Genomic DNA, 12,803 nt, shown 5'->3' on the forward strand with positions numbered 1-12,803 from the left:
GCCTGACATCAGCTGCACTGCAGCAACCGCCCTCGCCCGCCTCTCAAGCGGGCGTTGCGTTTGATGAGCTTCTGCGGCCCGCCGGCTCACAGATCGGCTGAAGATTTGTTGGCGCTCAGCCGCAGGGCCGCCAAGGGGCATCGTCAGGTTAACGGGCTGACGTCGCGGAGCCCCATAGGATCAGCCGGTCAGACGCTCACAGCATGGCCAGTCACCTCGATCCAAGTTGCAAAGGCCCAAGCGCGGGCACGGCGATGATCAGCGGCGTTGGTGTTGCTGGGCCGGCGGAAGAGGTTTGCTACCTGATCATGGACTGAGAGGAAACGCTGGGCCTGTCCGGCTGACTTGAACCGCTTCATGATGCGCTCGCGTCGTCGGGTCGGCTGATGCGAGTTCTCCGCGCGATTGTTCAGGCCTCGGTGCTGGCGATGCTCCACAGCCGGCATGATCTCTCGTTTGGCTGCGCCGTAGCTGGCCAGCTTGTCCGTGATCATCACCCGCGGTGCGATGCCCTGCTTCCTGAGCAACTTGCGCAGCAAGCGCTTGGCGGCTTTTGCATTGCGGCGGCTCTGAACTAGGATATCGAGAACGACCCCCATGCTGATCGACGGCTCGCCAGAGCCAATGCTTCCGGCCAGCGATGCTGATAACAACCTCGTCTAAGTGCCACTTGTCCCCGGGCGCGGGCAGACGTCGCCGGATTTGGTTGGCGAAGCCCTGCCCGAATTTCCTCGCCCACTGCCGCACGGTTTCGTGGCTGACCTCGATGCCTCTGGCCGCGAGCATCTCCTCGACCATGCGCAGGCTCAGGGGGAACCGGAAATAGAGCCAAATCGCGTAGCTGATCACTTCACTCGGGAAGCGGTGGCGGGCGTAGCGAGGATGACGGGTCAGTTTCATGCCCTTGCCTATGCCAGCAGCCCGTCACCCTTCTGTTAACCTGACGATGCCGGTGACGCTGGCCTTGGGTGCGGGACTTCTTAATTTCGACTGAAAAGGACGTTTGTTGACGCTTCATCTGAACAATGACTTTGGACTGGGAGCGACTCTGCTATGGGGACTGGGCCGGTGAATCACAGGGGAGCCTCGCCTTGCGGCGTCGATCTGCCCTCCCCCCGCAACTTCTCAACCTACTCCGAGTCTATGATGACGCCTTGCCTGCCTCGGCAAAGAGAAGCGCCCCGTGCATGGCTGAGGCGCTTCCCTGCCAGGAAGGATCGGCCCCCAGCCGTTCCTTCAAAGACAGGAGCCAGAATGTCCGATGATCGGCGCTTTGGCTGTATCGGAGAATGGGCACAGGGGCTGAAACATGCGGCCTCAAAGCCCGGCCAGCAGCAGGCTCAGGCCGATCAGGGCAGCAAACGCGATGGTAAACCGCACGGCCGCCTGCGTGAATGTTGGGGCAGCGGGAGAGTGATCAGACGCTGCGACCTGTGTTTGCGATATGTTGAACACCTTCAATAAAGGCAGCTGGTTCTGGCAAAGGGGCAGAGGTAACGGCAATCAATCTCGCCGCTCGGCCCGCGGTATGTGACCAATTCCGGCACTGATGTCTGTAGCCGGAGGAACACACAGCCGGCCCAATGTGGCTGATCCGTCGGCCGCCGAAAGCAGCATTGCCAAGGGTTCAGGATGGCCTACATCCAAAGTGTGCTCACTCCCATGGCACACCAGCGCCCCGGTCGCGGTTTTCAGACAGCGCCTCGGCCGGGGCGCTTCTTCCTCACGCCCCCTGCGAGGCGGTGTGCCGGTTGTTGGTCTTCACCGGCGGCTGACCGAGCCAGGCGCACAGCTCTTCTAGCGACGGAAAGCTGTGCTCGATATCCCAGAAGGGCCAGGGCCGCTGGCTGCGCGGCAGCTCCTCGAGCAGCTCGGCGGTCCAGGTGTCGGGCTGGCGCAGGCCGCTCCTGACCATGCTGGCGACGATGGTGTCGTCAAAGAGGAGATCATAGGCGCCGGGCGCCAGCTGGATCAGGCTATAGCTCATTGGCGGTGCAAGGAAAAATGCTCTTTCTATAGGACAGTTCCCTGTAGCGGATTATTCTACTTTCCGGCGGCTTAGAAGAATTTCTTTCTCCTTCGGTTGGCAATCGACCTTCATAGCGGCGATCTCGGCTGCCGCTTTGGGTAACCAGCCAACCCATTCGACTTGACTTTGTTCTTTTTAAAGAACAACTTCGGCACCCAATTAAAGCAGCCGAAGCCGAGAGCAATCGGTTTTACAGGCAACACGATGCATCCGGATATGGAGACCCCAATGCCCTACTCGGCACCATGGACTAACCACGAGTTTGCCGATGACGCTGGCAAATTGCGTGTCTCGAAAAGCGGGGCGAACTCAATGAAGCGGCGCATTTTCCTCGCCTGTGCCGGGGTGCTTGCAACTGCGATGATCATCAGTCCGCAAGCCCTCGCGCAGAAGGCATCGGTCACTGCACGGGTCGGCGTCATCCCGATCATTGGAACGGCCCCATTGTTCGTGGCGCAGAACGAAGGCTGGCTGAAGCAGGGCGGCCTCGATCTCACCGTCACCACGTTCGAGTCCGGCCCCAATATGATCCAGGCCCTCGCCTCGGGCACCATCGACATCTACGTGGCCGGTGTGGCGCCGCTGGCGGTTGCTCGGTCTAAGGGTATCGATGTGCGCGTCGTTGCCGCAACGGCAACAGCTGAGAACGTGTTCGTGGCCTCTCCGAAACTCGCCAAATACTTCACCTCGGGCACGTCTCATGCTGGGGCGTTCAAGAACTACCGCGCCGCGGAGGGCAAGCCAGCACGACTTGCAACCCAGCCGGCAGGCTCAGTCCCGAACACCACCCTGCAGTACTGGCTGTGGGAGCAGGCCAAGGCGGATAAGGCCGATGTCGAGATCGTGCCCATGGGCATCGACGCAACGCAGCAGGCCATTCTGGCCGGAGCGGTCGAGGGCGCGACCATCCGCGAGCCGGCCGTGACCATCGTGCAGGGACGCAATCCCGGCATTAAGCTGGTAGCATTGGGCGATGAGATGTTCCCCGGCCAGCCTGGAACGGTCGTCGCCGTGTCAGGAGCACTCCTTGAGAGGAACCCAGACGCCGTTCAGACTTTGGTGAGCGGACTCGTGAAGGCCGCAAATCTCCTTGCGAAAACTCCTGATCGTGCTGTCCCGCCGCTGGAAGCTGCTCTCGGCAAGGGGATCGTGGACAGCGAAACGATCCGCAAGGCGCTCTCCTCACCGGCGACCAAGTTCCAGATCGATCCCCGCACGATCGTCGAGTCGTCGCGCCTCATGCAGGCTTATCAGGTCAAGCTGGGCTCTCTCGGCAAGGAGCTGCCGTTCGAAGGCCTGTTCGAACCACGCTTCTACGAGCGCGCCACCAAGAGCAACTGATCGTTTATGCGCCTTCTCCTGCTTTCGTGCCTCGGCCTCCTCATCTTTCTCGGGTTGTGGGAGGCCGTTCCGCGTCTGGGCCTCGTCAATGCGGCGATGCTGCCCGGTCCCAGCGCGATCCCGACCGCCTTTCTGAAGGAAGTCATAAGTGGTGCCTGGTTGACCGCTGTGACCAGCAGTCTCAGCCACTACATCACGGGCTTGAGCGTCGGCGCTGGACTTGGAGTCGCTCTCGGCATCGTCACCGGCATGTACCGAAGCGCGGAAGGCTTTACGGCCTGGATTGTGCGGGTGCTGCGTCCGATCCCGGGTCTTGCCTGGGTTCCGTTCGCCATCATCTGGTTCGGCGTCAGTACGCCGGCGGCCGTGTTCATCATTGCGGTCGGGGTGTTCTGGATCGTCTACTTTGCGGCTCATGGCGCTGTGCGCACGGTAGACCGCGATCTTGTAGAGGTGGCAGAGGCTTTCGGGTTCCATTCTGGCTTGCGGCGCCTGCAGAAGATCCTGCTCCCAGCAGCCGCTCCTGGCATTTTAGTCGGTCTGCGCACCGCTCTGGGACAAGCCTGGATGGCCGTTGTAGCGGCTGAAATCTTTGGCGTGAGCGGATTGGGGCAGCGCATGATGCAGGCGTCCAGCCTTCTCGCGACCGATGTGGTCGTGGTGTATATGCTGACCATGGCAGCCCTGTATGGGCTCTTCGACACGGCTTTCGTGGCCCTGCAAGGATGGCTGTTGCGATGGAAAGCGTGATCGAAATCCGGGACCTCTCGCTCGCCTTCGAGAGAGATGGCCACAAGACCACCGTGTTGGACCGCCTCTCGTTGGATGTGCGCCGCGGCGAGTTCCTCGCCATCGTCGGCCCTTCCGGTGTCGGCAAGTCCACCCTGCTCCGCGTGCTGACAGGACTTGCGCGTCCCAATGCCGGCACGGCGCGGGTTATCGCGAAGAATCCGCAGCGCCGGCCTGTGGCCTTCGTGTTTCAGGACTCCCGTCTGCTGCCCTGGCGCCGTGTGATCGCCAATGTCGCCTTCGGGCTGGAGCATCCCCATACGCCCCGCCGTGAGCGCCGGACCAAGGCTAAAGACGCGCTCAAATTCGTCGGTTTGGGCCATCTGGCGCAGCGCTGGCCGCATGAGCTGTCGGGCGGGCAACGCCAGCGGGTTTCCCTGGCACGGGCCCTTGCGGTCCAGCCCGAGGTTCTACTCATGGACGAGCCATTCTCGGCTCTCGATGCGATTACCCGCGAGAGCCTCCAGGACGAGCTCATCCGCATCTGGCAGAAGACGGGTAAGACGATCCTATTCGTGACGCACGACATCGATGAAGCGACCTATTTGGCGGATCGGGTCATCGTTCTCTCAGGATCCCCTGGACGGATCGTCGCCGAGCATCGCATTGACAGTCCGCACCCGCGCCAGCGTCAAGATGCAGGTCTCGCGCAGACCGCAAAAGCCCTGCGCGCCGGACTGACATCCGATATCGTCACCGATGGCGGCATGATCTAAATTTGCGCTCAGGGCATGCGCTCTTAGCATCAGAGTTTTCCCCATCCACAGATACTTAACAGGATTCTGTCATGATCCGTGAGATAGGATCAGCACCTAATCGCCTAAGGATGTGTCTGTGTCACTGCGCACGCTCAAAGTGATTTTTGGTGCCGTTACCGTCTGCTTCCTCCTGGCGAGCGCCTACATTGCGGTGCTGGTGACAGAACGTCAGAAGGTCCTGGGAGATATTACACATTATAATCCGGCTTGGCAGGCCAGCCAAGCGGTTGCAGAGTTCATGCGCGTCGAGCGTCGGTTGGATGCTTTCAATGTCCCGGGTCGTGGCGTCGACAAGGACGAAGTTGAACTCCGCTTCGAGATCCTTCTCAGCCGGGCAAAGCTCCTCATCGAGGGCCGTTTCCAAAGCATCATTCAGGACGATGCTGATCAGCTGGCAACGCTCCACCGTCTCGCCGATGCCTTGGTGTTATTGCAGCCTCTCATCGCAGACCTTGAACGCCCTGGCTCGGTTCAGCAGGCGCTTCAGCTCTTGGAGCCGCTGGAGTCACGGTTGCTGCAACTCGCATCCTACGCCCAGATCCGGGGCGGCGAGAGGATCGCCCAGGATCAGCACGAGCTCAATCGCCTGTACTGGATCTTCTCGGGGCTATCTGTCGGTCTGATCCTGCTTGGACTGATTCTGATTGGCCTCTTCAGCAGGCATCATCAATTGCTGGAACGAGCCCATAAGGACCTCCATGCTCTCACCGGTCATCTCACCCATGCCGCCAGACACGATGCACTGACTGGGCTGGCGAACCGCGTGCTTTTCCAGGAGCAACTGGAGACGCATCTCGGCAGGTGGTGGCAAGAGGGCCTTCGATTTGCTGTCCTGTGCTTGGATCTTGATCGGTTCAAGAGCGTCAACGATACCTTAGGTCATGAGATCGGCGATGCGCTTTTGAAAATCGTCGCTGATCGCCTGCGGAATTGCCTACGCGATGGCGACATCGTCGCTCGTCTTGGTGGCGACGAGTTCGGTCTCCTGCTGGAGACTAAGGCCGGGCTCGACACCAGTACTGTACTTGCGAGGCGCATTGTGGAGCGGCTGAGCGCTCCCTACTCTGTTGACGAGCGTGAGATCGTCATTGGGGTCAGCATCGGCATCGCTGCAGTTGAGGCAGGCATTGTCTCGCCCGACCAGATGTTGAAGCGGGCAGACCTCGCCCTCTACGCGGCGAAATCCCAGGGGCGCGGCCTGTTTTGCTCCTTCGAACCGAGCATGGAAGCGCAATTGGATGCACGCCGGTCGCTTGAGATCGACTTGCGCACGGCTCTGGCAAACGACGAGTTCGAGCTGTTCTTCCAGCCCCAGGTTGATATCCAGCTCAATGAGATCAACGGCTTCGAGGCTCTTCTTCGCTGGCGCCACCCCAAATGGGGCAAGGTCTCGCCGGCAGAGTACATTCCGATCGCCGAGGACATTGGCTTGATTGCACCGCTGGGCGAGTGGGTCATCCAAATGGCTTGCGCTGAAGCGGTCCAATGGCCGCGGGACATCAAGGTTGCCGTCAATGTTTCGCCTGTTCAGTTCCGCAACGGAACCCTTGTGCAAAGCGTGCGCAACGCGCTGGAGAGCACGGGGCTTGCTCCAGGGCGGCTTGAACTGGAGCTCACCGAAACGTCCCTGCTCGATGAGACCGAAGCGACGATGGCGGCTCTGCATGAGCTGCGCCGGCTCGGGGTGCGGATTGCCATTGATGATTTTGGCATAGGTTATTCATCGCTCAGCTATCTCCGCAGTTTTCCATTCGACCGGATCAAGGTCGACCGGTCCTTTGTGCGGGATCTCTTATCACGACGTGATGCGATGACGATTGTACGATCGATCGCAAGTCTTGGCGCTGGCCTTGGCATGTCCACTGTTGCTGAGGGCATCGAGACAAAGGAGCAACTCCTCCAGGTCCAGACGGCGGGCTACACCGAGGCCCAGGGCTACTACTTCGGACGTCCTAAGCCGGCCCATGAACTGGTCTATTCGCTGGATCCAGCGTTGTCGGCACTGTCAGGCTAAACGAAGGGTGACGATGTGATGTGAGCTGCAAGCCGGGCAACCTCTCTGAGCCTGCACACGGCGCCGACCAGACCGGCAACTCCCTATGGCCGCAGCGAGTGCGACGGGATAGGAAATGTCCAACTCAGGATCTATGGTGTTCAGAACTCTGTTCCCGCGAAAGAAAATAACGGTCAGGGGCACGATCAATGAAGACATATTGCGAGTTTACGTTCGAGGCTGCGCACTCAATAGCTCCCTATTCCGGGCTGCATGGCCCACCTTTATCGTCAAGCTCACCTTCGGCGGCGCCATCAACGAGGTCAATGGCTGGCCGGTCAATCTCTACAACGTCGAGAACTACATCAAGGAAATCAAGGGCGAGCACGGATCGGGCCTCGATCACGGCAATCTCGATCTCAACCCTGAGATCGGCATCGCCTCGCTCGAGAACGTCACCCCCTATATCTGGAGACTCGTGACGGCTCGGTTTCCCAACCTCGAAGAGGTCGAGCTCAAGCGCGGGATGCCCGGCTCGACGGAAGGCTGCATCTATCGTGGTGAAGCTGCGAGCGAAGCCAGCCTCGCAGCCTAGTGCCCTATCGGCCTGTCCAATGGCGTGAACCCCGTCATGGCTTCTCAGGCGGGCCATGCCTTCATCCGTTCTGCGCTCCAACTTGGCGCATTCCCCGGAGAACTTGGCTGAGGCCTCGCCGATTGTTGCGCCGCAGGTCCAGGAAAAACACGATCATAGATCCAAGTGAACACGAGTGCGTACAGGATGAAGACGAGGGCGAACGCCACGTCCATGAGAAAGGCGTGGACCAGGCTGATGCCGAGATACCAGGCCATGAGCGGCGTCAGCATGGCCAACAGCCCGATCTCAAACAGGACCGCGTGCAGAACCCGAACGGGGATGCTCTTGTCAATTGCGCCGGTGGTGCGCTGCAGGATGGAATCGAATGCTAAATTATAGAGGTATGTCCACAGAGTTGCGATGCTCGCACAGGCAATCCTCACTACAGTGATGTCCGCCACCGGCATACTGAAGGCCCATGCGCCAAGCGGGGACACAAGAGCAAGGCCGCCGAGTTCAAAACTGATAGCATAACGGAGGCGATCCGAAGGTGCGCGCATGATCGAAATGCCTCAAGTGAAGGGGTGGGCTGAGCCACTCAGGTGCGTTAGGCCTATGCCGATCATGCCCGATCGAGGGCGGTACATTCCTGCAGGAACTCCCGCTTGAGGTCAGCACTATCGGCCATCTCGCCCCAGTAGTAGGTGTTGACCATGCGGCTGCGGTGGCTGGCGCGCACGCCACGTTGGGTCTTGCACATGTGCACGGCGCTGATGCGCACCGCCAGCCCCCGCGGTGCGGTCATGTCCATGATGTACTGGCCGATCTGCTTGACCAGTTCCTCCTGAATCTGCAGCCGGGCGGCGAAGTACGCGACAATGCGGTCGTACTTGGACAAGCCGATGATCTTGCTGTCAGCAACTGGCACAATGCCGATGTAAGCCGCGCCATAGATCGGCATCATGTGATGCGCACACATGGAGCGCACCTCAAGTGGACCTGTGACAATCAGTTGGTCGTAGTCTTGCGCGTTGTCGAACTCAGTGATCTTGGGCGGGGCGGTATAGCGGCCCTCCAGGAGTTCCTCGACATACATCTTGGCGACGCGCTGAGGCGTCTCCCGGGTGTTGTGGTCGTTCTGATGATCGATGCGCAGGATGTCGAACAACTCCTCCAGCTTCCGGGCGGCCGCGGCGATCATCCCCTCGCGCTCGGCCTCGCTCAGAGGCTGGTCGAGCGTCTCGTTGCACAGGCGTGCGAGATGAAGCTGGTGAGCATGGAAGTTCATAATGGCCCCTGCAGAGTTATTGGTTACTTATGTCGACTGACCGAAGAGATAATTGATGAACCAGGCAATCGTCACCCCAGCTACGATCACGACGATCGTGAGGGTGATGCAGATTGCCTTTTCATGCCGCGCCCGCTGGGCCTGAAGGCCATCCAGCTTGCGCTGCTTCTCAAGCTCGTAGGTTTTCATGGTCGTGCCCCCATCCATACTGTTACCAGCTCTGACGAAACCTGAGAAGATTGTCCCTTATGGCAAATTGTCCTAGAGCATGGTTGAATAATGTTACGGAAGTCTTGTGCTGTGGGAGATGGACAACTGCCAAGCACGCGAAACATGCGCAACTACCTGAGGCAAAACGAAGGATAATGCCGCACATACCGACCCGTGAATTGAGGTCAGGTTGAGCCTCCGTTCATTTGGAGGAGATGGCCGAGCGCGGGATCGCGGTCGACCATACTACTGTCCCTCGCTGGACCGTCGACTATGCGCCGCTCCTGCCGGAGCAGTTCAATCGACGCAAGCGGCCGGTCAGCGGCGAAAGACAGGTCGGTGGAACCTATATCAACGTTCGTGAACAGGGGCGGTATCTCTAGCGCGCCATCGACAACAACGGCGACACGGTCGAGTTCTGGTTCAGTGAGCGGCGCAAAGTGACCGCTGCCAAGCGCTCCCTGCGCAAAGCTCTCAAGCGCCACGGCCAGCCCAAGCGGATCGTGATTGATGGCAGTCAGACGAACCGAGAAGCAATCTGTCATGTGATACGACAGACCGTCTGGGTGACAGCTCGGGACGCAAGTTGAAACCGATCAGGACCGGCGGGGCCGCTACCTGAATAATCGCATCGAGCAGGATCATCGTGCGGTCAAGCAGCGGATCTGGCCCATGCTCGGGTTCGAATCCACGACCACTGCGCGGGCGATCCTGAGCAGCATCGAGATGGTGCACACGATGCGCAAACAGCAGGCGAAGTATGCCTGTAATCGGCCGCAATCTCTCGGCGAGCAATTCAACAGACTAGCTGCGTGAGGCCTGAGGGCGGCATAGCCCTCTTTCTGTCGGCATCGAAAATTCGCGACAGAGCCCGGTGCAGTACTGCAATGCCGTGACATGCGACAACTACTATGGCGCCAAAGCATCACAGCGCTATTGCATCCCACACAGGCATCCCCAGCTTGATCAATCTACCTTCGGGGCGAAAACCACGGGTTGGGTCGACGGTTATTGTTGCCAGCCGCGTGCCTGCGGGGGCCCCTCCGATGCGAACTCAATCATCTCGCGTGAAGGCTCAGTGCCCCTGCGGCTGCAACGAACGGGCGAGTTCTCGAATCACGCTGTCCTCAATGTTGAGCCGATCGAGTTCCTGTTCAGCCTCAGGATCCAAAGCGGGCTCGGATGTCTCAGGCGCACGCGCCACCCGGGTTGGTTGCGGCTGGGGCTCGCCAGCACGGTCCTCCAGGGCATCGAGCAGGCTGTTGAGCGCCGCATCCGTGACCTCCACCTCCGGAGTGGACGGCAGGCCGGCGAGAGCCAGGGAGCGGGGTCGGTAGCCGGGATCCTCGGTGACCTCGGGCCCGAACCACGCCGGCGGCTGGAATTTCCGGGCTGTCTTATCGTGCTGGAACGCAAGGCTGATCAGATCGAGCGGCGCCGGGGCGATGAACCGCTGAATGATGGCTGTGTGAGAGCCGATGGTCACGCTGAGGCTCAAATGCTCAGTCCGTCCGGCGGTCAGGTCGAGCAGCGCCTCGGCCTGCGGACGGGAAATCGCAGCGGGCTCCTCGAGCGGGCTGGCTGAGGAATGGGAGACGAGGATGAGATGACCGACATCGCCTGCCACCTCCACGTGGGCGCTCCGGCCTGCCCGATCCGGGAAGAAGCCCTGCCGGACATGGTGGCCTCCCCTCTCCTTCTCAATCAGCCGGGCCAAGGCGGAGGCGAGCAGAAAGACACGAGGGGTGCTCATCGATGTCAGCCTTCCACAACGAGTGATGCTGGTTGAGCCAGCTCCCCCAAGCTAGGGTGTGAGGACGAGCCAGGGAAGAGAGTGCGGCACCGTCCCTGCACAAACACAGGCTCGGGATGACCAAGAGATCCCAATTGCGGCCGACGCGCTCATTCTTGTGGCGGACGGTGAAAACGCCAAAGCCTGACAGCTTCACGCTCTCGCCCGCTGCGAGAACCGTGCTCATCTCCTCAAGAACCTGCCCGACTAAGTTGGCCGACTCTGCCTGGGAGAGGCCGACTTTGGCAGCAACGGCTTCGGCCAGAGCGGCCCGAGTGATCGTCTTGCCCGCCATGATGATCCCTTGGCGCTAATCCTGCACTCAAGAAAAAGGCCGCTGTTGCCAGCGACCGGAGGTGCAGAGGACATCTCCCTCTGAAGGGAACGACGCCGCAGGGTAGAGACGCGGCTCGTCGCAACGGCATTATCAAATCAGAACAAATCTTGAAATGAAATTTCTTCGATGGGTCTATGCGCGCAACGCATGATCAGTATTCGCTTGGAGCAAAGCTGCTTTTGTCACCCACTGCCCAGCCGAGCGGTTCCTGATGAGATGACGAGGTGCCAGCCAAGCCAATCCGTCCAATGCGTATTGCTCTCTACCGAGGCAGTCGCTGATGGGATCCTCTTTTATGGTGTTGCTCAGAGATTGCTTTATGGTGCCCGCACGTAGCGGCCGGGCGCATCTTCGATCGGCGTGAGCTTGCCCGTGCCGATTACCCGTGCTTTGAGCCGCCTGCGGTCCTGCGCCTCGATCCAAGCCTGCCAATGCGGCCACCAGGATCCTGGATGCTCCTCCGCCTGATCGAGCCATGTCTCGAGTGATCCCTCCGGTGCCCCACCGGTCCAGTACTGATAGCGCCCACGAGACGGCGGGTTGATGACGCCGGCGATGTGCCCGGAGCCCGCCAGCACGAAGGTTACTGGGCCGCCCAGGCGCCCTGCCCCCACAAACACCGACTGCGGTGGTGCGATGTGATCCTCGCGCGCGGCGAGATGATAGATCGGGATCGTGATGGCCGAGAGATCGAGTTGGGTGCCGCTAAACTCCATCCGGCCCTCCGCCAGATCGTTCTGCAGATAACAGCGCCGCAGATAGAAGCTGTGATTAGCGGCCGGCATCCGGGTCGCGTCCGAATTCCAGTACAGCAGGTCGAACGGCAGCGGCTCCTGCCCCTTCTGGTACACGTTGACGACGTAGGGCCAGATCAGATCGTTGGAGCGCAGCAGGTTGAAGACCGTGGCCATCTTGCTGCTGTCGAGATAGCCGCACTGGCTCATGTCGCGCTCGATCGCCCGGATCTGACCCTCGTCCGAGAACACCTTCAGGTCGCCGGCCTGCTTGAAGTCGACCTGCGTGGTGAAGAACGTCGCACTCTTGATGCGGGTATCATTCATTGCCGCCATGTAGGCGAGCGTCGCCGAGAGCAAGGTCCCGCCGACGCAATAGCCGATGGCGTTCACGGCCGTCTCGCCTGTGGCCTGCTCGACCGCGTCCAAAGCCTCGAGGATGCCCTCGCGCATGTAGTCCTCGAACGACTTGGCCGCGAGGCTCTCATCCGGGTTGATCCAGGAGATGATGAAGACGCTGTGCCCCTGATCCACCGCCCAGCGGATGAAGCTCTTCTCGGGATTGAGGTCCAGAATGTAGAACTTGTTGATCCAGGGCGGCACAATCAGCAATGGCCGTTTGAGCACCTTTTCGGTCGTGGGGGCATACTGGATCAGCTGCATGAGGGCATTCTGATAAACCACCTTGCCCGGGGTGATCGCCAGGTTGCGCCCGACTTCGAACTGGGTCGGATCGGTCTGACGGATCTTGAGCTGCCCGCCCCCGCGCTCGATGTCCTCGGCCAGCAGCTGCATGCCGCGCACAAGGTTCTCGCCGTCCGAGGCGAAGGTCTCGCGCAGGAGTTCGGGATTGGTGAAGATCCAGTTTGAGGGCGCCAGCGCGTTGATGATCTGCTTGGTATAAAAGCGGGCCTTGCGCTGGGCTTCCGGGTCGAGCCCCTCTGTGGCCTCGACC

The 12,803-nt window shown here is 60.4% G+C and carries 11 protein-coding genes and 3 pseudogenes; 6 read left to right on the forward strand and 8 right to left on the reverse strand.

The genetic code is table 11. From position 1 onward, the window contains the following. Positions 1 to 188: 188 nt before the first annotated feature. Positions 189 to 900: pseudogene (locus ACS5Q1_RS21955) on the reverse strand (IS6 family transposase). A gap of 823 nt (positions 901 to 1,723) precedes the next feature. Then, positions 1,724 to 1,987 carry a hypothetical protein gene (locus ACS5Q1_RS21960; protein WP_473100172.1) on the reverse strand — a complete coding sequence of 88 codons (264 nt, stop codon included), beginning with the start codon at positions 1,985 to 1,987 and terminating at the stop codon, positions 1,724 to 1,726. A gap of 354 nt (positions 1,988 to 2,341) precedes the next feature. Between ACS5Q1_RS21960 and ACS5Q1_RS21965 the strand changes: the two genes are divergently transcribed. The 5 genes from ACS5Q1_RS21965 (at position 2,342) to ACS5Q1_RS21985 (ending at position 7,505) form a co-directional block, all read left to right on the forward strand. Continuing rightward, a complete protein-coding gene (locus tag ACS5Q1_RS21965) occupies positions 2,342 to 3,370 on the forward strand; it encodes an ABC transporter substrate-binding protein (protein WP_473100173.1) in 1,029 nt (342 codons plus the stop codon). Between the two features lie 6 nt (positions 3,371 to 3,376). Beyond that, entirely contained in the window at positions 3,377 to 4,120 is a 744-nt protein-coding gene (locus ACS5Q1_RS21970; protein ID WP_473100174.1) for an ABC transporter permease, read from the forward strand. Further along, positions 4,108 to 4,875: an ABC transporter ATP-binding protein gene (locus ACS5Q1_RS21975; RefSeq protein WP_473100175.1), complete on the forward strand. Its 768-nt coding sequence runs from the start codon at positions 4,108 to 4,110 to the stop codon at positions 4,873 to 4,875. Before ACS5Q1_RS21970 ends, ACS5Q1_RS21975 begins: the two co-directional genes overlap by 13 nt. Positions 4,876 to 4,993: 118 nt before the next feature. Next, positions 4,994 to 6,931 (forward strand): putative bifunctional diguanylate cyclase/phosphodiesterase, encoded by a 1,938-nt coding sequence (locus ACS5Q1_RS21980; protein ID WP_473100176.1) that lies wholly within the window; start codon positions 4,994 to 4,996, stop codon positions 6,929 to 6,931. Between the two features lie 199 nt (positions 6,932 to 7,130). After that, positions 7,131 to 7,505, forward strand: a complete 375-nt coding sequence (locus tag ACS5Q1_RS21985; RefSeq protein WP_473100177.1) for a 6-carboxytetrahydropterin synthase — start codon at positions 7,131 to 7,133, stop codon at positions 7,503 to 7,505. Between the two features lie 44 nt (positions 7,506 to 7,549). Here ACS5Q1_RS21985 and ACS5Q1_RS21990 read toward each other — a convergent pair whose 3' ends face one another. The 3 genes from ACS5Q1_RS21990 to ACS5Q1_RS22000 form a co-directional block, all read right to left on the reverse strand. After that, complete coding sequence (locus ACS5Q1_RS21990) at positions 7,550 to 8,047, reverse strand: PACE efflux transporter (RefSeq protein ID WP_473100178.1); 498 nt, start codon at positions 8,045 to 8,047, stop codon at positions 7,550 to 7,552. Positions 8,048 to 8,109: 62 nt separating this feature from the next. Continuing rightward, complete coding sequence (folE, locus tag ACS5Q1_RS21995) at positions 8,110 to 8,775, reverse strand: GTP cyclohydrolase I (protein WP_473100179.1); 666 nt, start codon at positions 8,773 to 8,775, stop codon at positions 8,110 to 8,112. Positions 8,776 to 8,802: 27 nt separating this feature from the next. Beyond that, positions 8,803 to 8,964, reverse strand: coding sequence for a hypothetical protein (locus tag ACS5Q1_RS22000; RefSeq protein ID WP_473100180.1), 162 nt, complete (start codon positions 8,962 to 8,964; stop codon positions 8,803 to 8,805). A 230-nt stretch (positions 8,965 to 9,194) separates the two neighbouring features. Between ACS5Q1_RS22000 and ACS5Q1_RS22005 the strand changes: the two are divergent. Then, positions 9,195 to 9,801 (forward strand): annotated as a pseudogene (locus ACS5Q1_RS22005) (IS6 family transposase); the annotation flags it as partial. 259 nt (positions 9,802 to 10,060) lie between these two features. On the opposite strand, the gene ACS5Q1_RS22010 reads toward ACS5Q1_RS22005, so the two are convergent. The 3 genes and pseudogenes from ACS5Q1_RS22010 to phaC form a co-directional block, all read right to left on the reverse strand. Next, a complete protein-coding gene (locus tag ACS5Q1_RS22010) occupies positions 10,061 to 10,738 on the reverse strand; it encodes a hypothetical protein (RefSeq protein ID WP_473100181.1) in 678 nt (225 codons plus the stop codon). 133 nt (positions 10,739 to 10,871) lie between these two features. Continuing rightward, positions 10,872 to 11,072, reverse strand: a pseudogene (locus ACS5Q1_RS22015) (HU family DNA-binding protein); the annotation flags it as partial. A gap of 359 nt (positions 11,073 to 11,431) precedes the next feature. Next, a partial coding sequence (gene phaC / locus ACS5Q1_RS22020; RefSeq protein ID WP_473100182.1) for a class I poly(R)-hydroxyalkanoic acid synthase occupies positions 11,432 to 12,803 on the reverse strand: 1,372 nt, incomplete at its 5' end.

The organism is Microvirga sp. GN3 (assembly GCF_055792825.1).